Origin of the sequence: Micromonospora phytophila (assembly GCF_023656545.1) — a bacterium.
In the GTDB taxonomy this organism is placed as follows: domain Bacteria; phylum Actinomycetota; class Actinomycetes; order Mycobacteriales; family Micromonosporaceae; genus Micromonospora; species Micromonospora phytophila.
Map to the genome: position 1 here is coordinate 1 of NZ_JAMOKF010000061.1, position 21,370 is coordinate 21,370.

At 73.0% G+C, this 21,370-nt stretch carries 20 protein-coding genes and 1 tRNA gene; 10 read left to right on the top strand and 11 right to left on the bottom strand.

Annotated features, from left to right (window positions below):
* Positions 1–203 precede the first annotated feature (203 nt).
* Genes NCC78_RS10875 through NCC78_RS10890 form a run of 4 tightly spaced genes read right to left on the bottom strand, consistent with a single transcriptional unit; the run spans position 204 to position 2,887 of the window.
* Positions 204–965, bottom strand: coding sequence for an energy-coupling factor ABC transporter ATP-binding protein (locus tag NCC78_RS10875; RefSeq protein WP_250793978.1), 762 nt, complete (start codon positions 963–965; stop codon positions 204–206).
* Positions 962–1,732 (bottom strand): cobalt ECF transporter T component CbiQ, encoded by a 771-nt coding sequence (gene cbiQ / locus NCC78_RS10880; protein ID WP_250793980.1) that lies wholly within the window; start codon positions 1,730–1,732, stop codon positions 962–964. The genes NCC78_RS10875 and cbiQ overlap by 4 nt, the downstream gene beginning before the upstream one ends.
* Positions 1,733–1,745: 13 nt before the next feature.
* On the bottom strand, positions 1,746–2,165 hold the full coding sequence (locus tag NCC78_RS10885) for a PDGLE domain-containing protein (protein WP_250793982.1): 420 nt from the start codon (positions 2,163–2,165) through the stop codon (positions 1,746–1,748).
* Positions 2,162–2,887 (bottom strand): energy-coupling factor ABC transporter permease, encoded by a 726-nt coding sequence (locus tag NCC78_RS10890; protein WP_250793984.1) that lies wholly within the window; start codon positions 2,885–2,887, stop codon positions 2,162–2,164. The genes NCC78_RS10885 and NCC78_RS10890 overlap by 4 nt, the downstream gene beginning before the upstream one ends.
* A 174-nt stretch (positions 2,888–3,061) precedes the next feature.
* On the opposite strand from NCC78_RS10890, the gene bcp reads away from it, so the two are divergent.
* From bcp to NCC78_RS10910, 4 genes are all read left to right on the top strand, one after another.
* Positions 3,062–3,538, top strand: a complete 477-nt coding sequence (bcp, locus tag NCC78_RS10895; RefSeq protein ID WP_250793986.1) for a thioredoxin-dependent thiol peroxidase — start codon at positions 3,062–3,064, stop codon at positions 3,536–3,538.
* Positions 3,539–3,596: 58 nt separating this feature from the next.
* Complete coding sequence (locus NCC78_RS10900) at positions 3,597–3,734, top strand: hypothetical protein (protein ID WP_250793988.1); 138 nt, start codon at positions 3,597–3,599, stop codon at positions 3,732–3,734.
* A 309-nt stretch (positions 3,735–4,043) separates the two neighbouring features.
* Positions 4,044–4,128 (top strand) — tRNA-Leu (locus tag NCC78_RS10905).
* Positions 4,129–4,253: 125 nt separating this feature from the next.
* Positions 4,254–4,787: a GNAT family N-acetyltransferase gene (locus NCC78_RS10910; protein ID WP_250793990.1), complete on the top strand. Its 534-nt coding sequence runs from the start codon at positions 4,254–4,256 to the stop codon at positions 4,785–4,787.
* Between the two features lie 122 nt (positions 4,788–4,909).
* Here the strand turns inward: NCC78_RS10910 and NCC78_RS10915 are convergent, their stop codons facing one another.
* Complete coding sequence (locus tag NCC78_RS10915; RefSeq protein ID WP_250793992.1) at positions 4,910–5,728, bottom strand: MOSC domain-containing protein; 819 nt, start codon at positions 5,726–5,728, stop codon at positions 4,910–4,912.
* 4 nt (positions 5,729–5,732) lie between these two features.
* Positions 5,733–6,566: a class I SAM-dependent methyltransferase gene (locus NCC78_RS10920; protein WP_250793994.1), complete on the bottom strand. Its 834-nt coding sequence runs from the start codon at positions 6,564–6,566 to the stop codon at positions 5,733–5,735.
* Positions 6,567–6,725: 159 nt separating this feature from the next.
* On the opposite strand from NCC78_RS10920, the gene NCC78_RS10925 reads away from it, so the two are divergent.
* A complete protein-coding gene (locus NCC78_RS10925) occupies positions 6,726–7,784 on the top strand; it encodes an LCP family protein (RefSeq protein WP_250793996.1) in 1,059 nt (352 codons plus the stop codon).
* 28 nt (positions 7,785–7,812) lie between these two features.
* Here the strand turns inward: NCC78_RS10925 and NCC78_RS10930 are convergent, their stop codons facing one another.
* Both NCC78_RS10930 and NCC78_RS10935 read right to left on the bottom strand, forming a co-directional pair.
* On the bottom strand, positions 7,813–9,276 hold the full coding sequence (locus tag NCC78_RS10930; RefSeq protein WP_250794015.1) for a sugar transferase: 1,464 nt from the start codon (positions 9,274–9,276) through the stop codon (positions 7,813–7,815).
* A 198-nt stretch (positions 9,277–9,474) separates the two neighbouring features.
* Complete coding sequence (locus NCC78_RS10935; RefSeq protein ID WP_250793998.1) at positions 9,475–10,701, bottom strand: endo-1,4-beta-xylanase; 1,227 nt, start codon at positions 10,699–10,701, stop codon at positions 9,475–9,477.
* Between the two features lie 178 nt (positions 10,702–10,879).
* Here NCC78_RS10935 and NCC78_RS10940 point away from each other — a divergent pair, with 178 nt between their 5' ends.
* From NCC78_RS10940 to NCC78_RS10960, 5 genes are read left to right on the top strand one after another with little or no spacing between them, the layout of a single operon-like run.
* Complete coding sequence (locus NCC78_RS10940) at positions 10,880–12,466, top strand: lipopolysaccharide biosynthesis protein (RefSeq protein ID WP_250794000.1); 1,587 nt, start codon at positions 10,880–10,882, stop codon at positions 12,464–12,466.
* Positions 12,467–12,476: 10 nt separating this feature from the next.
* A complete protein-coding gene (locus NCC78_RS10945) occupies positions 12,477–13,514 on the top strand; it encodes a glycosyltransferase (protein WP_250794002.1) in 1,038 nt (345 codons plus the stop codon).
* Complete coding sequence (locus tag NCC78_RS10950; protein ID WP_250794003.1) at positions 13,511–14,452, top strand: NAD-dependent epimerase/dehydratase family protein; 942 nt, start codon at positions 13,511–13,513, stop codon at positions 14,450–14,452. Before NCC78_RS10945 ends, NCC78_RS10950 begins: the two co-directional genes overlap by 4 nt.
* 15 nt (positions 14,453–14,467) lie before the next feature.
* Positions 14,468–15,484: a GDP-mannose 4,6-dehydratase gene (locus NCC78_RS10955; protein WP_250794005.1), complete on the top strand. Its 1,017-nt coding sequence runs from the start codon at positions 14,468–14,470 to the stop codon at positions 15,482–15,484.
* On the top strand, positions 15,481–16,221 hold the full coding sequence (locus tag NCC78_RS10960) for a nucleotidyltransferase family protein (protein WP_250794007.1): 741 nt from the start codon (positions 15,481–15,483) through the stop codon (positions 16,219–16,221). Before NCC78_RS10955 ends, NCC78_RS10960 begins: the two co-directional genes overlap by 4 nt.
* Here the strand turns inward: NCC78_RS10960 and NCC78_RS10965 are convergent.
* From NCC78_RS10965 to NCC78_RS10975, 3 genes are all read right to left on the bottom strand, one after another.
* Entirely contained in the window at positions 16,210–17,130 is a 921-nt protein-coding gene (locus tag NCC78_RS10965) for a glycosyltransferase family 2 protein (protein ID WP_250794009.1), read from the bottom strand. The two genes, NCC78_RS10960 and NCC78_RS10965, sit on opposite strands and share 12 nt — an antisense overlap.
* A 222-nt stretch (positions 17,131–17,352) precedes the next feature.
* Positions 17,353–19,224 (bottom strand): O-antigen ligase family protein, encoded by a 1,872-nt coding sequence (locus NCC78_RS10970; protein WP_250794011.1) that lies wholly within the window; start codon positions 19,222–19,224, stop codon positions 17,353–17,355.
* Positions 19,224–21,098 carry a trypsin-like peptidase domain-containing protein gene (locus NCC78_RS10975; RefSeq protein ID WP_250794013.1) on the bottom strand — a complete coding sequence of 625 codons (1,875 nt, stop codon included), beginning with the start codon at positions 21,096–21,098 and terminating at the stop codon, positions 19,224–19,226. The genes NCC78_RS10970 and NCC78_RS10975 overlap by 1 nt, the downstream gene beginning before the upstream one ends.
* Positions 21,099–21,370 lie beyond the last annotated feature (272 nt).

Genomic DNA, 21,370 nt, shown 5'->3' on the forward strand with positions numbered 1-21,370 from the left:
GACGGCCCGCGTCCTCGTCGCCCTGGTCGTCGTCGCCGGCGCCGGCGCCACCGCCGCCGGCGCCCTGCGCCTGCACGCCGCCACCCGCACCCCCACCCGCCGCGTCGATCAAGGAGTTGTGATGGGTGACGAAGCCGGGCAGCCCGGAGCAGACCGGGCACCATGAGGCCATGACCGACGCTGGCGGCCGGGCCGGGGGCGGGTCAGCGGGGGGTGGGGGTGAAGCCGTAGGGGAGTTCGAGGCGGTGGCGGGTCAGGAGATCCTGGTCGGCCAGGAGGGCGGGGGTGGGGGCGTCGGCGACTATCCGGCCCTGGTCGAGGATCACCGAGCGGTCGCAGAGCTCCAGCGCGTACGGCAGGTCGTGGGTGACCATCAGCAGCGTCACCGGCAGCCCCCGCAGGATCTCCGCCAGCTCGCGGCGGGCCGCCGGGTCGAGGTTCGACGAGGGCTCGTCGAGGACCAGGATCTCCGGGTGCATGGCGAGCACGGTGGCCACCGCCACCCGGCGGCGCTGCCCGAACGAGAGGTGGTGCGGCGCCCGGTCCCGGTGCTCGCTCATCCCGACCGCGGCGAGCGCCTCGTCCACCCGGGCGGCCAGCTCCGCCCCGCGCAATCCCAGGTTGGCCGGGCCGAACGCCACGTCCTCGGCCACCGTGGGCAGGAAGAGCTGGTCGTCCGGGTCCTGGAAGACGATGCCCACCCGGCGACGCACCTCGGCGAGGGTGGCCCGATCCTGGCCGACCGTCAGCCCACCGACGCTCACGCTGCCCTGCGTCGGGGTGAGGATGCCGTTGAGGTGCAGCACCAACGTCGTCTTCCCGGCGCCGTTGGGGCCGAGCAGCGCCACCCGGCCGCCGCGCGGCACGGTCAGGTCGACGCCGTGCAGGGCGACGTGACCGTCCGGGTACGCGTACCGGACGCCACGAACGTCCAGGGAGACAGGGGTCTGCACGTCTCCGATCATGTCAGCACGACGGCGGTGGCGGCGATGGTGGCCGCCAGCACCGGCACGGTGGCCGCGACCAGCCACTGCCCGGCCGTCGCGGCGCCCGCGCCCTGCCACACCGCCGGCATCCGCCCCGTGTAGCCGCGCGACAGCATCGCCAGATAGACCCGCTCACCCCGCTCGAACGCGCGCAGGAAGAGCGCGCCGACGCCGGCGGCGAAGCCGCGCAGCTGCCACAGGAACCGCGGATCGTCGCCCCGGGACACCCGGGCCACCCGCATCCGGCGGGCCTCGCCGACGAGCACCTCCAGGTAGCGCAGCATGAAGGTCGCGATCTGGGTGAGGATCTGCGGGCAGCGCAACCGGTCCAGACCGATGATCAGGTCCCGGGTCGTCGTGGTCGCCGCCAGCAACAGCGACGCGAGTACGCCGAGGGTGCCCTTGGCGACGATGTTCCAGCCACCGAGCAGCCCGTCGGTGGAGAGCCGCAGGCCGAACACGTCGACCCGTTCCCCGGCCCCGAGGAACGGCAGGGCGAAGGCGAAGAGCACGAACGGCAGCTCGATCAGCGACCGGCTGAGCAGCCAGCCCGGGCCGACCCGGGCCAGCGCGGCGACCACCGCGACCAGCAGGGCGTACCCGCCGAAGGCCCAGAACGCCTCGCGTGGGGTGGCCACCACGGCGAGGGTGAACGCCACCATCGCCGCGATCTTCACCTCGGGCGGGAGCCGGTGCACCGGCGAGGCGGACTCCCGGTACAGCACGTGCACGTGCCCGGCACCCATCGTCGTACCCCTTCTAGCTCGCCGTGCCGGCCGGCGTGCCCCGCCGGTCGGCGGTGTCCCCGGGCGGCGTGCTCCCCTGGTCGGCGCTGTCGCCGGCCTCCGGGCCCCGGCGGCGGACCAACCAGAACACGCCGCCGGCCAGCGCGAAGGTCAGCAGGACGCCGACCACGCCGGACAGCCCGGTGGAGAGCAGGTCGTTGTCGACGCCCGCGACGCCGTAGTCGGCCAGCGGGCCGCCGACCTCGTGCTCCGTCTCCCGCTGCGCCGGGCAGCTGCCGCCGCTGATCTCGCCCTCGGCGTCGACGGTGCAGCCCTCCCGCAGCGACGAGTCCAGCCCGTCCGGATGCGACGAGGCGAGGTTGCTCACCACCCCCGCCAGCAGCAGGGCGACCAGCAGCCCGCCGACCACGAAACCCCAGGAACGCTTCCTCACCGGACACCTCCGACGGCCTCGACGGCGGGCGCGGGCGCGTGCGCGGGCCGCCGCAGCCCGCGCAGCGCGTAGACGAGATCGGGCCGCACCTTGGCGACGGTGACCACCGTGGTCGCGGTGATCAGGCCCTCGCCGATGCCGATCAGCAGGTGGACGCCGGCCATCGTGCCGGCCAGGCCCGTCAGGTTTCCGCCCAGGTCGGTGGTGCCACCCAGCCGGTACTGCACGACGAAGCCCATCGCGGCGACCACCACACTGACCAGGGCCGAGACGAACGCGGTCACGCCCAGCCCGGCCGGCGTGCGCGGCAGCACCCGCAGCAGCAGCGCGATCAGCAGGTACGCCGCCGCGGTGCCGAGGACCGCCATGTTGGTGATGTTCAGTCCGAGCATCGCCACGCCGCCGTCGCCGAAGACCAGCGCCTGCACGATAAGCACCACGGCCACGCAGAGCGCGCCCACCCAGGGGCCGACCAGCATCGCGGCGAGCGCGCCACCGAGCAGGTGACCGCTCACCCCGGCGGTGAAGATCGGGAAGTTGAGCATCTGCACGGCGAAGATGAACGCCGCGACCAGACCCGCCATCGGGGCCAGCCGGTCGTCCAGGTCACGCCGCCCGCGCAGGACGCAGATCGTCATCGCGGCCAACGCGAACGCCGCGAAGACCGCGGCGACGGGACCGTCGATGATCCCGTTCGAGATGTGCATCGCCAGGGCTTCCACGCGACCTCCCACGTGTCGGCGGGCTCGTCCACGCCGGCGGGGTCAGCCTATTTCCCGCATCTCGCTGTTGCCAACATCTGGCAACAAGGCATGGTCTTGATCACGAGGGACCGCCCTCCGACGTCGGCGCGTCGCCCGGGGCGCACCGGCCGGGCGCGGCGGTAGGGTCGTGCCATGACCGCGCCCGACCGCCTCTCCCCCGGTGACCCCGCGCCGGATTTCACCCTCCCCACCGACACCGGCGACACCGTCTCGCTGGCCGACCTGCGTGGCCGCAAGGTCGTGCTGTACGCCTACCCGGCGGCCATGACGCCCGGCTGCACCAAGCAGGCCTGCGACTTCCGCGACTCCCTCGCCTCGCTCCAGGCGGCCGGCTACGAGGTCGTCGGCATCTCGCCGGACAAGCCCGAGAAGCTGGCGAAGTTCCGCGAGCGCGACGCGATCACCTTCCCGCTGGTCGCCGACACCGACAAGTCGGTGCTGACCGCCTACGGCGCGTACGGCGAGAAGCAGATGTACGGCAGGACGGTGACCGGGGTGATCCGCTCGACCTTCGTCATCGACGAGGACGGGAAGATCGAGCGGGCGCTCTACAACGTCAAGGCCACCGGCCACGTCGCCAAGCTCCGCCGGGACCTCGGCCTGGACTGACCATCACGTGCGCGGCCAAGTCGGCGGGGTTGTCACACCCCGTCGATACGGTCCGTGCGTGGTCCGCTACAAGTACACCCCGGAGGCGCTCGCCGAGGCTGCCGCCGCCGCGCGAAGCATCACGCAGGTCATGCAACTGCTCGGTGTCCGCGTCAGCGGCGGCTCACACGCGCCCATCAGCCGCCAGTTGAAGTGACGGCGACGCAGGCGGCGGTCCGGGTCGGGTGTCACCGCAACCACGTCTATCGGCTCTCGCGGCGACTGCACGACACCGGGACGGCTGCTGCCCGCCGCCGCGAGTCCCGTTTCCGATCGTCGCGGGACCGGGACCTGGTGGTGCGGCACGCCTTGGCCAACCCGGAGCTGGGGCCGAGGAAGCTCGCCAGCGTGATCCGGGAGGCGACGGAAGGCGGCAGCGACCTCAGTCACGGAACCATCTCGAACATACTTCGCGCCGCCGGGCTCAACACCGCCGCAGCCCGACGCTCTAAACTCTTGGAGGCCGGCGGGAGTGGCGAAACTCGGCAGACGCGCAGGATTTAGGTTCCTGTGTCCGTAAGGACGTGGGGGTTCAAGTCCCCTCTCCCGCACCCCGGATGCCCGGGTGCGGAAGCCTCGTTCCGCACCCGGGCATCAGCGTATGGGCAGCTGCCGCCCTGTCGGGCGCGTCACGATCCGGGGCCGACGTCGGCACCGCCCGGTCAGGATGTGCGACGTGAGCCTGCGCTTCGTCCTCGACCCCGAACTGACCCCGGAGCTGCGCCAGCAACTCGTCGCGCTCTGGGTCGACGTCACCAACGCCGGTGGGGCCGTCGGCTTCGTACCACCGGTCACCGCCGCCGACGTCCGGCGCATCGCGGACCCGACGTTCGCCGGGATCACCGACGGCCCGGACCGCCTCCTGGTCGGCTACGCGGGCGAGCGCCCGGCCGCCGCGCTGTTCTTCTGCGACAACCGGTTCGACCTGAAGGCGCACTGGTGCGTGCTGAAGCGGGTGATGGTCCATCCCGGCGCCCAGGGCCACGGGTACGGCCTGGCGCTGATGCGGGAGGCCGAGCGTCTCGGCCGGCAGCTGGGCTTCGAGGCGCTACACGTGACCGTACGGGACGGGGCGGGCGTGGACCGGTTCTACCGCCGCCTCGGCTACCGCGAGGTCGGGCGGCTGCCCGGCGCGCTGCGCGTCGCCCCCGGCGACGACCGCGACGAGATCCTGATGTGGCTCGACCTGACCACGGACTCCGCTTGCTGAGCCACGGCCCGGCTGTGCACTCCGACCCGCCCTGAGAGCCGCAGGCCGATGCCGGTCGATGCTGCCGGACGGGTCTCCGGCGGACAAGCCGGCTAAGCCAAAGCTGAGAGCTCGCCTCGTGGTCAGTCGTCGACGGTCACCGGGTCGCCCACGGTCACCCTGCCCGCGCCCTCGGGGACGAGGTGCAGTCCGAAGAGGAGCTTCTGCCCGACGTTGCGATGCCGGGCGAGGGTGCGCAGGGGCTCCCGTCCGCGTACCCCGGTTTCCTGGTCGATGGTGGTGACCACGCAGCGGTCGCACGGCCCGGCGGCGCGGAAGCGGACCCCGCCGATGCTCATCGGGCGGCCGACCCAGGCGTCCTCGGCCCAGGCCGGCGCGCCGTCGACCACGAGGTTGGGCCGGAACCGGGCCATCGGGACCGGTTCCTCGCCGGCCTCACCGAGCCACCCGTTGAGCGCGGCGAGGGAGGCGGTGCCGGCCAGCAGCAGCGGGTAGGCGTCGGCGAAGCTGACCTGGTCTCCGGTGTCGTGCTCCCGATCGCCGGCCGGGATGTGCCGGGCCGGCCGGTCGAGGAAGACCAGGCGCGCCGGGCGGTCGAGCAGCGCGCTGACCCAGTCGTCGGCGGCCGGGCCGGCGGGGAGCGCGGGCACCGGGATCACCCGGTTGCTGAAGGTCCGCACGGGCAGTGGGTCGGCCGCGACCGGCTCGGGCACGTGCAGGTCCGGGTGGCCCTCGGCGCGCAGGGTCAGGCCGCCCTCGCGGGCCACCGCCCGGAGCGCGACGAGGGCGGTGGCCTCGCGCTGGGTGACGCCGACGCCGTCGGCGTCGACGATCATCCAGCGCCGGTCGCCGGCCAGGCCCCAGGGCCGCACCTCGGCGCCGTCGTGGTCGAGCCGGTGACAACCCTTGACCGGGTACGTATGGATCGCGCTCAGCCGCACCCGGTCACCATGCCACGCCGATGCCGTCCCCCGGGTACCAGTGGTTGGCGGGGGTCTCCCGGTAGGCGAGGAACCGTCGGCCGGTGCGCTCGGCGTGCTCGGCGAGGACGTTGGTCGCGGTGACGTTGTCGGTGAGCAGGATCGCCCCGGGCGCGAGCTTCGCCTCGACGGCCTCGAACTCGCGCTTCTCGTGGGCGCGGCTGTGGTCGCTGTCGTGCAGGAACAGGTCGACCGGCCGGTCCAGCGCGGCGATGGCGGCGATGGAGTCGCCGATCACCAGGTCGACCACCTCGGACCAGGGCTCGGCGCGGGCGAGGTACCCGGCCTCGGGGTTGATGTCCAGGGAGGTGAGCCGGCCGGGGTGTCCCTCGGCGGCGTTGCGCAGCAGCGCGGCGGCCAGCACGCAGCTGCCGAGACCCTTGTCGACGCCGGTCTCCACGACGTGCTGCGGCCTGGTGGCGCGGACGATGGCGTACCAGCCGATCCGCCGGGCGTACCGGACGCGCCGGTCGGCGAGGCCGCGGCGGGCGGCGCCGGCGGTGGCCGACTCGATGTGCCGGCGCAGCACGTCGTCCGACTCGATCTCGCCGAGGTACGCGCGGACCTGCTTAACCGGCAGGTCGCAGACCACGCTGACGAACCAGGCGAGATGGTGCCGGCTCAGCGTGGTCAGCTCGTACGTGTAGTTGTGATGCTCGCGGGAGGTGACCAGCCAGCGGGCCGAGGTCCGCAGCACCTTGGCGTCGTGACGGGCGACCCGGGCCAGGCGCTTGGGGAAGGCGGCGACCGGGGCGAGCGGGGTGCGGGCGATGGCCCGCCGGAGCTTCGTTGCGTCCACGGGAGGGTTTTACCAGGCCCGGCGGCGCGGGTGGAGTGAAAGTTTTCATTCATCGGCGTCGCGCCGGACGGCCGGGCCGTCAGAATCGGGACGAGTGGGGCTCACCACCGGCCGGACGAGGGTACGCGGGCACCGGGACGAATCAGTAGCATCGCCGCCATGTCAACTGCACAGCAGTCCGTCCAGCCGGACCCGACGGCCGGGACCGCCGGGCCCCTGGAGCAGGAACCGGCCGGGAAGCCCCGTCGCCGGTGGCGGCGGATCGTCCTGGTCAGCCTGCTGGTGGTGGCGCTGCTGGGAGCGGGTGGCGTGGTGGCCGGTGGGCTCTACCTGCGCTCGGTGGAGTCGGGCATCGAGCGGGTGGACGCCTTCGCGGACGTGCCGGCGGAGGCCCGTCCGCCGGTGGCGGCGAAGGGCGCGATGAACATCCTGGTCCTGGGCAGCGACACCCGTAACCCGGAGAGCACCTCCGGCTCGCGCACCGACACCATCATCCTGGCCCACCTGCCCAAGGACCGGTCGAGCGCCCAGCTCATCTCGATTCCCCGGGACACCTGGGTCGCCGTGCCGAAGTCGAAGGACGGCAACCACGGCGGGCGGGACGCCAAGGTCAACGCGGCGTACGCGTGGGGCGGGGTGCCGCTGATGGTGCAGACCGTGGAGAAGTTCACGGGGGTGCGGATCGACCACGTGGCGATGGTGGACTTCGCCGGCTTCAAGGAGATCATCGACGCGCTGGGCGGCGTCGAGATCAGCGCGGAGAAGAGCTTCACCTCGATCCACCCGCCGTTCCGCAGCTTCCGACAGGGCCCGCAGCAGATGGACGGCGAGACGGCGCTGGACTACGCCCGCCAGCGCAAGCAGTTCGCCGACGGGGACTTCGCCCGGATCCGGCACCAGCAGCAGGTGATCAAGGCGATCCTGGACAAGGCCTCCTCGGGCGGCATCCTGACCAACCCCGGCAAGCTGAACTCGTTCCTCCAGGCCACCTCCAGCTCCGTCTCGGTCGACAAGGATCTGTCCCTGCTGGACATGGCGACCGAGCTGCGGGGCCTGCGCAGCGGCAACCTCGTCTTCCTCACCAGCCCCACGAAGGGCACCGGGCGGGTCGGCACGGAGAGCGTGGTCTTCGCCGACACCGGCCGGAGCCGGTCGTTCTACGACGCGGTGCGCCGCGACGCGGTCAAGGACATCGTCAGCGGCGCGGGCGGGAAGTGACCGCGGGCCCCCGGCCGGGGGGCCCGCGTCAGTACGCGCCGCGGCGGGCCAGCACCACGCTGACCGTGCGCCACAGGATGCCGAGGTCGTAGACGAGCGACCAGTTGTCCACGTAGTGCAGGTCGAGCCGGACCGCGTCGTCCCAGGTCAGGTCGGAGCGGCCGGAGATCTGCCAGAGCCCGGTGATGCCGGGGCGCACCAGCAGCCGCCGCCGGACGTCACCCCGGTAGTCGTCGTCCTCGGTGGGCAGCGGGCGCGGGCCGACCAGCGACATGTGTCCCATCAGGACGTTGACCAGCTGGGGCAGCTCGTCCAGCGAGAGCCCGCGCAGGTGCCGGCCGATCGGGGTGATCCGCGGATCGTCCTTGATCTTGAACAGCAGGCCGTCGCTCTCGTTCCGGTCGCGCAGCGCCTCCAGCCGCTGCTCCGCGTCGGTGTACATCGTGCGGAACTTCCACACCTTGAAGGCCCGTCCCTCGTGGCCGATCCGGGTCTGGCGGAACAGCACGGGCCCCGGGTCGTTCAGCCTGATCGCCAGCGCGATCGCGATCAGCAGCGGGCTCAACAGCAGCAGGCCCACCAGCGCTGTGACCCGGTCGAGCAGGCTCTTGACCAGCAGCGAGAGCCCGGACAGCGCCGGCTCCTCCACGTTGAGCAGGGGCAGGCCCTCGATCGGACGGACGTGGATGCGCGGGCCGGTGACGTCGGTGACCTGCGGAACCACCACCAGGTCGAGGCCGGTGCCCTCCAACTGCCAGGCCAGCTTGCGCAGCTCGTACGACTCCAGGCTGGCCGGGCCGCAGACGGCGATGGTGTCCGCGCCGAGCTGCTCGACCAGGGGCACCAGGTCCCACCCCACGTAGACCGGCACCGGCGCGGTGACCCGCTCCCCCGGCCGCGGGTGGTGCGGCAGGTGGATGGCGACCGGACGCAGCCCGGCGCCGGGGTTGCGGGTCACCACCTCGTGCACGGCCATCGCGTCGGAGAGCCGCCCCACCAGCAGCACCTTCTGGGTGGCCCGCTGGGTGAGCCGACGGATCCGGCGCAGCACGACCCGGGCGACGAACCGGGTCACCAGGGCGTAGAGCAGCAGCGTGAGGATGATGGCGGCGACCGTCGCCCGGGACAGGTCCTTCTTGAAGCCGAGCGCCAGGAACGACACGGTGGCGGCCATCGCGACGTTGGCCCGGACCACCCGCTTGAGTTCCTCGGTGCCGCGGCCGAGGGCGCGCCGGTCGTACGCGCCCGCCCCGGCGAGCGCCGTCATCCACATCAGGGGCACCACGACGTTGGCCACCAGCGTGAACGTGCTGACCGCGCCGCCGAGCACCCGCTCGTCCCAGAAGCCGGCGTCGGCCTCGTCCAGCAGGGCCACCACGGTCCGGCTGGCCGCCAGGGCGGCGACGAAGTCGATGACCACGAGGCAGGCCAGGTACCGCCGCCGCCACCGGGCCCGCGGTGCGACCGGTCGGCCGAAGACCGTGCGGGGCATGCCGTTGGAGGGGGGTGTGATCACCCCGAGCTCGGGGTCGAACCTTGGTGACTGCTGCGGCGCGACAGTCGAGAGGAACTGAGTCTGCGCGGACACGACCTTCCTTTCATCGCCCCCGGAGGGAGATCGCGACGTGCACCATATGCGCCGGAACGTCTCCTGCCTAGTGGCGATCCGGTCCTTCCTGCCCCGAGCGGATCAGCTCGGCGTGGGCGACACCCTCGTATGCAGCTCGTGAAGCAACGCGTCCCGGGCCGGTTTCGGTCTCAGATCGCTGTCGTAGAGGCAGGCGGCGCCATAGCCCGGGTAGTGCGAGCTGATCCAGCTGCTGGCGTCGGTGAAGCCCCACACCGTGAAGGACTCGCAGGTCGGCACGGACAGGCAGGCCTTGAGCACGTGCTGGTAGAGCAGGGCCTGGTCCAGCAGTTTCTCGGCGGTGGCCGGGAGCTGGATCCGGACGTCCAGTTCGGTGATGGCCACCGACACCCCGAGCGCGGCGAAGCGCCGCAGGTTCCCGGTGAGGTTCTCGGGCGCCCGGTCCGCGCGCAGATGCCCCTGGAAGCCGACGCCGTGCACCGGCACCCCCCGGGACCTCAGGTCGCGGACCAGCCGAAGTAGACCGTCGGCCTTGGCGGAGCTGCCCTCCGCGCCGTACTCGTTGAGGAAGAGGCGGGCGTCGGGGTCGGCCTCGTGCGCCCAGTGGAACGCGTCGGCGATGTAGCCGGGCCCGAGCTGGCGCAGCAGCAGCGAGTCACGCAGCGTCCCGTCCTCGTCGAGCACCTCGTTGACCACGTCCCAGGCCCACACCTTGCCCCGGTAGCGGGAGACCACCGAGGTGACGTGCTGCTTGAGCGCCGCCCGCAGCTGCTGCTCCGACCAGGAGTCCGACACCCAGGACGGCACGCTGCTGTGCCAGACGAGCGTGTGCCCGTACACGGCCTGACCGTTGGCCTGCGCGAAGTCGACCAGGTGGTCGGCGGCGCTCCAGTCGTACACGCCCGGCGCGGGTTGGAGGTTGCTCCACTTCATCGCGTTCTCGGCGGTCACCGCGTTGAAGTCCGCGGCGAGCGCCTCGCGGTACCGGGCATCGGTGGCGAGCAGGCGTCCGTCCACCGCGGAACCGATGCGCACGGTGGCCGGCATCAGATTGCGCAGCGCCGGGCGAGCGGCATCGACGGCTGCCTGACCGGAGGGCGTTCCGGTCGGCTCGGCCCGCCCCGCCCCGCGGTCCCAGCCCACGTATGCTGCGCAGGCGACGAGGACCAACGCCACGATCGACAGCAGCGCCGTCGTCGGCCTTCCGAAGCGCCTGCCGTGCGGCTGGCCGCTCCGGCTGGCGAGGAAACCCGCCGGCCGGCCGGGCCCGGCGCCGCCCGGCCGGGTGGCCGTGCGGACGGCGGAACCGCCGTGGACCTCTTCGGCCATGACCACCTCAGACGAAAGTAGCGACGCCAGCGTGACGAGGTCCAACAGATGCGCCTGAAGGATCCTACGGCGTGCGGCCGCGCGGACCGGCCCGGCTGCCGACCCGGAGAGCTGACCGTCATCGGTACGATGCCCCAGCCGTGCGGTCGCGTCGACCGCCCCACCTGACGTCGGGGGTATGACGGTGCCACACGCCCACCAACCGGACGGCGGAGGAACCACCCGGGCCCCCGGTCGGGAGATCCCGCCGGTGGCCGCGCCGCCGCGGGCCGCAGCGCCTGTCGCCGCGAAGGCCGGCGCCCGCGTCGGCCAGTCCGTCGTCCGGGCCGGCGCCCTGTCCATGCTGGCCCTGGTTGCGGTCGGCGGCACCCGGCTGGTGCACGGCTCGCTTGCCAGCCGGGCCACGGACCGTGCCACCTACGGCCTGATCGGCATCATGCTGGCCGCCAGCATGGTCGCCAGCCTGCTGCTGCCCGGCGGCCTCTCCAGCGCCATCGCCAAGTTCGTCGCCTTCCACCGGGGCGCCGGTGACCCGGCCACGGCCTGGGCGGTGCACCGTTTCCTGTCCCGGGCGGGAGTGGCGGCGTCCCTGGTGCTCGGTGCCGCGACCGCCGTTGTGGTGCAGCGGGTCCACGACCTCGGAGCGGTCGACACCGTGTCACTCGCCGTCCTGACCACGACCTACTCGGTCTACACCCTGGACAAGGCGGCCCTGTACGGGCACGGCCTGGTCCCGCAGTACGCCCGCATCGAGCTGGGCAGCTCGCTGCTGGCGGTCGCCGCCACGGTGGCCGTCGTCGCCACCGGAGAGGGCGCCTGGCTGGTCCCGCTCTGCCTCGGCTACGGGGTGTTCGTCGTACTGGGTCGGCGTCAGCTACGGCTGCGCCGACGCGCCGAGGGCGGGCCGGGTGGTGGGCGGTTCCACCGCCGGGAGATCGTCACCTTCGCCGTGCTCGGCAGCGTCGGGACGCTCGCCAGCGCCGGGTTCCTCCAGGGCACCCAACTGCTCGCCGGGCAGTTCACCGACCCGTCCGAGGTCGCCTACCTGGTCGCGGCGGTTGCCCTGATCGCGCCCCTGTACTTCCTCCCCCGGGCGCTGGCCCTGGCCCTCTTCCCCGCCATGGCGGGAGCGCAGGGAGCGGGAGACCTCTCCGCCGTACGCCGGCAGGTGGACGTGTCGACGCTGGCCCTCGCCGTGACGATGACGCCGGTGTTCCTCCTCGGCCTGCTGGCCGCGCCGCTCGTCCTTGGCCTCTTCGGCGGCAGCGGATACGCCGAGGGCGCGGAGGTGCTCCGCCTGATGCTGTGCGCCGCGTTCTTCGGCATCCTCCAGGTGCCCTCGGTCAACGCGCTCGCCAGTGGACCGCCCGCCCAGGCCCGGACGCCCGTCGTCTCCGCGGTGGTGGGGTGCCTCGTCGGTCTCGGGGTGATATGGCTGACGGCCGGTTCGATGGGCGCGAGCGGGGTGGCGCTCGGTTACCTCGTAGGCACGGTGGTCACCGCGACCATCCCGGTCGTCGCGGCCGGACGCATCCATCGCCTCGCCTGGGGCCCGTTGCTGTTCCGCTGCGTCGGGCTGCTGGTCGTCGGCGTGCTGGTCGCCCGGCTCGACGCCCTGCGAAGCCTCTCCTGGCCGGCCGCCGCAGCCGCCGTCGGCGTACTGGTCCTCGCCGGGCTCGTGCTGCGCCGTGACCTGGACCGGCTCCGCGATGCCGCCCGTGCCCACCGCTCTTCGGGGCGGGCCCCGGCGCCCGAAACCGCTTGAAGTCGTCAGCATGCCGCGAAAGGACGCCGTGAAGGACAACCGTGAGCAGGGGCAGCCGGCCCGTACCCTGCGGATCCTGGCCGTGACCAACCTGTGGCCCGAGCAGGGCGGCTACCGGGGGATCTTCGTGCACCGCCAGGTGTCGGCGCTGCGGGCCCGCGGCCACCACGTGGACGTGGAGGTGGTGGCCCAGTCGCGCGGGAAGTGGGACTATCTCACCGCCGCGCCCCGGGTCCGGCGCCGGGTCCGCACCGGGAACTACGACATCGTGCACGTGCACTACGGCATGGCCGCGCCCGCCGCCCGGTTCGCCGGTCACCCGGCCCGGGTGGTGTCGCTCTACGGCAGCGACATCAACGTGCCCCGCCAGCGGCTGATGACCCGGCTGGGCTGGGGCGGCAGCCGGGCCCGGATCTACGTGTCGCGCCGGCTGGCCGACACGGCCGGCGACGTGGCCGGTCAGGTCGTCGCCAACGGCGTGGACTTCGAACTGTTCCGGCCGGGTGACCGGCTCGCGGCCCGGCAGGCGCTCGGGATCTCCCCCGCCGACCGGGTCGTCCTGTTCGGCGCCGACCCCGGCCGGCCCGTCAAGGGATACGACCTGTTCCGCGACGTGCTGACGGAGCTGCGACGGCGGGACGACTCGGTGCGCGAACTGGTCCTCTCCGCGCCCGGCCAGCCCGAGGCCGACCTGGTGCGCAAGTACGACGCCGCCGACGTCCTGCTGTTCACGTCTCGTCCGGGCAGCGAGGGCTCGCCGACGGTGGTCAAGGAGGCCACGGCGATGGGCCTGCCCGTCGTCTCGGTGGACGTCGGTGACGTGGCGGAGGTCCTCGACGGCGTCCGCCCGGGCACCGTCGTCCGATTCCCCCCGGGACCGCTCGACGCTCCGGCCCGCGCCCGGCTGGTCGACGAGCTCGCCGGCCGGGTGGGTGAGGTGCTGGCCGCCGGGGTGCGCGCCGACGGCCGGGAGAAGAGCGCCTGGCTGGACGAGCGCCTGGTGGCCGAGAGGATCACCGGCATCTACCGCACGGTGCTCGACTCGTGAGGACCGTGCTGGTCACCGGTTCGCACGGGTGGGTGGGCGGTCACCTGCGTGACCTGCTCGTCAGGCGGGGCGACCGGGTGGTCGGGGTGGGGCGCCGGCCGCGAACGGCGTCCGGCGCCGAACGGTACCTGCGGGTGGACCTGCGGGACGCCCGGGAGACCGCGGCGGCGGTCGACGCGGTCCGGCCGGACGTCGTCTTCCACCTGGCGGCCACCATCCCGCAGCAGGGCGCGAGCGCGGACGACGTCGTCGCGGACGCCGTTCTCGCGACCCACCACGTCTGCCGCGCGCTACGCGCCGCCGCCGACGGCGGGGCACCCCCGCGCCTGGTCCTGGTCGGCTCCTCGGCGCAGTACGGGGCCGTGCCGAGGGAGCGCAACCCGATCACCGAGGAGACCCTGCCCCGGCCGCTGGGCGCGTACGGACACGCGAAGGCGGCAGCGGAGTCGGTGGCGCTGGCCATGGCCGCGGACGGGCGGATCGAGGTGACGGCGGCCCGGCCGTTCAACCACGTCGGCCCGGGTGAGGGCAGCGGCACCGTGGCGGGCGCGCTGGCCGGCCGGGTGGCCGAGGTGCTGGCCGGTCGCCGGGACCGGGTACGGGTCGCGGACCTCGACGCGGTGCGCGACTTCACCAATGTCCGGGACATCGCGGCGGCGTACCTGGAACTGGCGGAGACCGGCACGACCGGCCGTATCTACAATGTCTGCTCGGGCCTCGGGGTGCCGGTACGGACGGTCCTGGAGACGCTGCTCGACCTCGCCGGCCTGGACCACTCCGTCGTCGAGGTGGCACCCGGTGCCAGCGAGGTGCGGCTCCAGGTGGGCTCGGCGGACAGGTTGGTGACCGAGACCGGCTGGAAGGCCGCAACACCGCTGCGGGACAGTCTGCGCGACCTGCTGGCCGAGCTGACGAACCGACCGCAGATCGATGACTGATCAGGGAAGGCACGCATGACCGGGTTGACGACGCACGGGGACTGGTCGGGACGCCGCATCCTCGTCACGGGCGCCGGTGGGTTCATCGGCTCCCACCTCACCGAGCGGCTGGTGCACGCCGGCGCGGACGTCCGCGCGATGGTCCGCTACACCGGACGATCGGACCTCGGCATGCTCGCCGACGTGCCGGCGGAGGTGCGCCGGTCCATCGAGATCGTGCCCTCCGACATCACCGACCCGTTCGCGGTGCGGCGGAGCGTGCAGGGATGCGACACGATCTTCCACCTCGCCGCGCTGATCGCCATCCCCTACAGCTACGTCGCCCCGGCGTCCTACGTGGCGACCAACGTCACCGGAACGCTCAACGTCCTAGAGGCGGCACGCGAGCTGGACGTCCGGCGAGTGGTGCACACCTCCACCTCGGAGACCTACGGCACGGCGCGCTACACGCCCATCGACGAAGACCACCCGCTGCAAGCCCAGTCGCCGTACTCGGCGACGAAGATGAGCGCCGACGCCATGGCGGAGTCGTTCCACCGCTCCTTCGGCCTGCCGGTCGCCATCATCCGGCCGTTCAACACGTACGGGCCCCGGCAGAGCGCCCGCGCCGTCATCCCGACGGTCGCCGCGCAGGTGGTGGCGGGCCGGGAGAAGATCGCGCTGGGTGACCTCCGACCGGTCCGCGACCTGACCCACGTCGCGGACACCGCGGCCGGCTTCCTGGCCGTCGCCGCCGCCGACGCCTGCGTCGGACAGGTGACCAACATCGGCAACGGTCGCGGGATCACCATCGGTGCGCTCGCCCGCCTGATCGCCGAGGTCGCCGGCCGGCCCGACATCGACGTCGTCGAGGACACCCAACGCCTCCGCCCGCCGCAGAGTGAGGTGTTCGAGCTGGTCGCCTCGGCGGAACGGGCCCGGCAGCGGTGTGGGTGGGAGCCCACCGTGTCCCTGCGCGACGGTCTGGCCGACGTCGTCGCGTACGTGCGGGCCCACCTGGACCGCTTCGATGTGGACCGTTACGCGGTATGAGGGCGGTCATCCTCGCCGGCGGCCGGGGCACCCGGCTGCGGCCCTTCACCACCAGCTTCCCGAAGCCGCTGATGCCGGTCGGCGACATCCCCATCCTGGAGATCCTGCTGCGCCAGTTGAAGGAGCACGGGGTCACCGAGGTGACGCTGCTGACCGGCCACCTGGCGTACCTGCTCGAAGGCTACTTCGAGGACGGCCGCCGGCTGGGCCTGACCATCGACTACGTGCGCGAGGACCGGCCGCTGGGCACCGCGGGTCCGCTGCGCCAGCTCGCCGGCTCGCTCGTCGACGACTTCTTCGTGATGAACGGCGACCTGCTCACCGACATGGACTTCACCGCCCTGATGGCCCGGCACCGGGAGAACGGCGCGCCGGTCACGGTCAGCGTGCACACCCGGGCCGAGAAGATCGAACTGGGCATCCTGAACGTCGACGCGTCCGGCGACGTGGTCGGCTACGACGAGAAGCCCACGCTCAAACTCGACGTGTCGATGGGCGCCTACGCGATGTCACCGCGGGCGTTGGCGGAGATCCCCGCCGGCCCGTACGACATGCCCCAGCTCATCCTCGACCTGCTGGCGAAGGGTGCCCGCGTGGGCAGCTGGCGGCACGAGGGCTTCTGGCTCGACATCGGCAGGGTGGACGACTACAGCCGAGCGGACCGGATGTTCAGCGAGAACCGGGCGGCCTTCCTGCCGAGGCAGCGATCCGGCCACGAGGCGCGGTCAGCGCCCTAGCGAGGAGACCAGCCACTTGCCGATCTCGCTGGCCGCGCGTACGGCCTTGACGCCGAGCGCGAGGCCCGGAATGCGCGGCCGGGTGTACCGCCCGATCAGGCGGAACCAGACGACGAGCCCGGCGAAGCGTTGCCGGCTGATGCTCCCGGAGTGCCGGTGGAACCGGACCACCGGGTACCCGAGGTGGGTCGGCCGGATGCCGTTGGCGAGGGCACGCAGGACGAGTTCCACGTCGACCTTGATCGGCAGTTGCTCGTCGTAACCCCCCAGTTCCAGCAGCAGCTCCCGGTCGATGGACATCCCGGAGTGCTTGAACGGCAGGCGGGGGCGGGTCATCACCGACCAGAGCATCCGCCGTGCGCTCGGGTAGGACGGCAGCCTGATCGTCCTGGCGGCACCTCCGGCGAACTCCTCGTAGTCTGTGTAGATCCAGCGGGCGCGGGTGGTGGTGAGAAATTCCTGGATCCGGGCGAGGCCCTCGTCGGCCAGTTCGTCGTCGGAGTCCAGGACGGTGACGTACCGGCCCCGAGCGACCCGCAGCGCGGTGTTCCGCGCGGCGCTGATGCCGGCCGGCTTGCGGCGCACCAGTCGGATCCGCTCGTCGGCCAGCAGACCGGACTCGGCCAGGCACTCCTGGGCCGGCACGGTGGATCCGTCGTCGACCACGACGACCTCGAAGTCGGTGAAGGTGCCCGACAGGACGCTCCGGATGGACTTGACCAGAAGGTCCGGCCGGTCGCGGACGGCGATGCAGACGGAGATGGCGGGCACCACCCGACGGACGGGTGCCATGAGCGCCACGGTGGGCGCGTCGATGTCGGGCGCGGCCGGCAGCTCCCGGGCCAGCAGTGTCCGGGCCTCGCGGCCCTGGTGGGGAGGCGCGTGGCCCGGCGGTGGGGGGTCGGTCATCAGGAGTGCGGGTCGGCGATCGCAGCGGTGCCCGTGCCCGTTCGACGCCCGGCGGGGGGCACCCGCCGGAGTTTGCTCGGCTCACCCATGTCGCTGCACCCCCGTGGTCGTCGTCCGGGCCCCGAATCCCGTACGTGGCGCGGAACCCGCCGCCATGGCACGCGCAGATGCCGATCGATCCGGCGGCAGATGGATTCTAGCGACGGCGGGAAAGCGGCACCACTACCCATTGTGGAGGGTAGGTGACCCTGGAGAGCCCGCGGAGGCGTCCCCGGTGGACCCGCTCGGCCGCCGCGCGAGGCGGGCCTGGGCGAGGATCTCGTCGGTCGAGAGAATGCGGGTGTCGGGCTCCCGGTCGTCCGGACCAGAGCCCGCCGTCGGGGCGGCTCCCAGCCCGATCGGGGAGGTCGGGGGCGGGTCCGAGCGACCCGCGGCCCACCAGCCCACGCCCACGGCAGCCCAGAGCAGCGGCGGCAGCAGCGGATCCTCCAGCGAGGGCGACAGGAACCCTACGACGCACGCGAACACGACCGCGGCGACGGCCCACGCCACCGGAGCGGACGGTGGTCGGCCCGCGGCGCGCAGCTGTCGGATCCGGGACAGCAGCGGCCGGGCCACCAGGAAGAGCCAGATCAGGTAGACCGTGAGCCCGAGGAGGCCGACCTCCATCACGAGGTGCAGCCAGAACGAGTCGACCTGCACCGCGTGGAAGCCGTACCGGTTGAAGCCTCCTGGGCCGAACTTCGGGTTCTTGTGCCAGTTGGGGTTGTCCTTCTCGGCGACCACGCCGCCGAACTGCCCGATACCGAAGCCGAGTACCGGCTGGCGGGGCAGGATCCGCGACGCCTGCTGGAGGTAGAGGACCCGGATCTCGCGAACCGGGGCCGGCGACCGGCTGGCCGCTGGAGCGGGGGTGGCGACAGGCTTGCTCGGCCGGGCCGAGGTGGTCGGCCGGGCCGACGTGCTCGGCCGGGCCGACGTGCTCGGCCGCGACGACGCGGTTGGCCGGGGAGAGGCGGCGTCCGGACCGGAGGTGGTGGGCCGCGCCGAGGGGCGCCCGCTCGTCGGGGCGGTGGGCCGGGCCGAGGCGGTGGGCCGGGCCGAGGCGGAGGGCGCCGCGCCGGTACGAGGAGCACCGGACTCGCTGCCGGCCGGGTTCTGCAACCCGGAGAAGGCGTTGCCGAGCCGCCGTTCCCACTCCGCGCGATTGTCCGGCCGGATGGCGATCTGGGCGGCGGTGCAGAGCACCACGACGAGACAGACCGCGAGGACCCGGCGGGCACCACCATGGAACAACACCGCCACCAGCAGCCCGGCGATCAGCACGCCCAGCAGGGACTCCCGGGACTGGGTCGCCGACATCCCGATCGCGACCACGGTGGCCGCGACCCACCACGCCCGACTGACGCCCCGGGTGACCGACACCCAGGCGATGAAGCCGAGCAGGGTGACACCCAGCAGGTGACCGAGGTGGTTGGGGTGCGGCTGGAGCCCCTGCGCCCGGCTCTGGTCGGCCCAGGTGAGATCCACCCAACCGAGCGCGGTGTAGGCCGGGCGGCCGACGACCATCTGCGCCAGGGCGAGCACCACGTTGACGGCCACGACCACGGCCGCCGGGACGAGCATCCGGCGGACCAGATCCGGGGTGAGGTCGGCCGCGCGCAGCGCGTAGAAGACGATGACGCCGCGGAAGTAGACGAACAGCGCCTCGCCGATCAGCGTCACCGACGAGTCGTTGACGAGGCCGGCGAGCACCATGACCAGGACCAGCGCGACCAGGGCGACGTCGGCGCCGGTGCGGAAGCGGTGCCACTGCCGGTCGACGAGCACCTTGGCGATGGTGAGCAGCGCCAGTCCGAGGTAGAGGACCGTCTTGAGCTGCTTCGGCCACTGGGCCGCGTTCTCCAGGTTGGCCCGCGGGTCCTTGCTGGTCGGCCCGGTGAGCACCTGCGCCCAGGTCTCGAAGAGCACGTGCACCAGCAGCACACCGACGAGCACCACGATCGCGGCGGAGAGCAGCCGGGACACCGGCCGGTCCGGCAGGGCCCCCGGACCGGCCCGGTGGGCGGCCGGCGCTGCGGACAGACCGGTCATCAGGACGGCCTACGGCGTCGCAGCAGCACGAGTACGACCGACCCGACGAGCAGGGCCCCACCGACGGCGGCGATCAGCACCATCGGCCAGACCGAGGCGGTCGCCTCCTCCGCGCCCTCGTTCTGTTGCCGCTCGATCGCGTTCTGCCGGTACGCCTGGGCGAGCAGGTTCGCCGGGGAGTTCTGGGCGACCGCCTCGAACCGGGAGATGGCGGTGGTGTGCTCGCCGGCGAAGTACGCGTCCAGGCCGCTGCGGTACAGCTTGTCGGTGTCACCGAGGGTGTTGCCGACCCCGGCCTCGGTCAACAGCCCGTTCACGGTCGCCGCCGGGAGCACCACGCGGTTCGCCCGGTCGGGCCGGGCCTGGTCCTGGTCGACCATCCCGGCGACCCGGCCGTTCGGGTCGAGGGCGATACCCCCGTGCGAGGAGACACCGATGTCCTCGTTGATCCGCCAGATGGACACCGCGCCGCGGCGGGCGGTGCCGGTGATCGTCACCAACTTGGACTGTGGACTGTAGGTGGCGGTCCGGAAGTCCGTGTCGCTGGTGCTGAAGCCCAGCACGAGCAGCGACGCGCCCTCCGCGAGGGTGGCCGAAGGGCTGATCTGCACGGTCGGCAGGTTCTCCCGGGCGAGCTTGATCAGCGCGGTGTTCCCGGTCTCCGCGGGCTGGGCCCGGACGACCTGGGCCGGGATGGCCGGGTCCGTCGTGAGGTTGCCCTGGGCGTTGTTGAGCTGTCCGTAAACCTCACTGGTCGGCTCGCTGCCCGGGTCGATGCCCGTGAATCGGGTCTTCGGCAGGTTGGTCCGGACGTAGTTTGGGACCTCGCCCGGAATGAGCTTCTTCTCGCGCACGAGCATCCGGGCCACCGCGTCGAGCGCGATCTGGCGCGCGTTCTCCTCCGCCGGCTTGACGCAGGAGCTGCTGGTGAGGGCGTGGCCGTTCGGGGTGACGAGGAAGGCGCTGCACCGGCGGGTGAAGGTGATGGGGGTGGCTCGCACGGGCGCGTTCGTGCGGGCGTCCCGCACCACACCGGTGAACACCGCCTCGACGAAGACCAGGGACGGCGCGGCGACCGCCAACGCACGCTCCTCGGCGCTGTACGGGGCGGCCTGCGCCCACGGCTTGAGGCCCGGATTCACCTGGGCGGCGGTGGGAAAGGCGGTGGACCCCGCGGTCGGTCCGGTTTCCGGCCCGGTCGGTCCGTCCTGCGAGATGGCCCAGACGGCCGCCCCGCCGCCCAGTGCCGCCACCAGGACGAGGGCGGCGACGCCGGCCCAGAGTCCGCTGCGTCGCCGGGGCGGCTCGGACGGCCTGATCCGGCGTTCCGGCGGAGCGAACGGGTCGTACGGGGCGACGGACTCGGCGGCCGGGGACTGGGGTGCCCCCGAGACCGGGTGCGGGGCCGACGACACCGGCTGGGTCGGGATCGGACCGACGTGCAGCGCCCACGGTGCGTGCGGGGCGCCGGAGGTCGGGTGTGGCACACCGGACACCGGCTGCGGCGGGGCGGAGACCGGCTGCGGTGGGGCCGAGACGGGTGCCGGGGTGTCCGGCCCCGCTGGCACCGGCTGGTAGTCCACGCCGAGCGCGCGGAAGAGCTTCTCGGCGCCGGGGCCGGCCTCGCTGGGGTAGGCCACCCAGGGCTCGGCGACGGAGAAGTCCGCGTACTCGTACGGCTGACCGCCCGGCGTCTGACCCAGCCCGTTGGCCGTGGTGGCGAAGGCCTGCCGCCAGCGGGCGTCGTTCGCCACCGCCGCGTCCAGCACGGCCACGGTGAGGAAGCGGCCCTGCGCGTCGACGGCCGCCCACGCCTTGCCGATCGGGGAACCGCCCAGCAGGTGGGTGAACCTGTACGGGCCAACCGGCTGCATGCCAACTCCCTCTGCTCAACCGCCGTGCGGATACTACAGAGACGGCGCTCGTCCCTTCGCCCGCCGGTCGCCGGCCCGACACCCACCGGGACGGCCCCGGCGGCGTCCGGCGTCGCCCGTCCGTCCGCTGTCATCGTCCATCTCGGACGACGGGGATCCGGTGCGAGCCCGGGAGCTGGGCGGACCGGCGGGGCGCGGGGTCCCGGTGCGAGGCCGGGAGCCGGGCGGACCGGCGGGGCGCGGGGTCCCGGTGCGAGGCCGGGAGTCGGGCG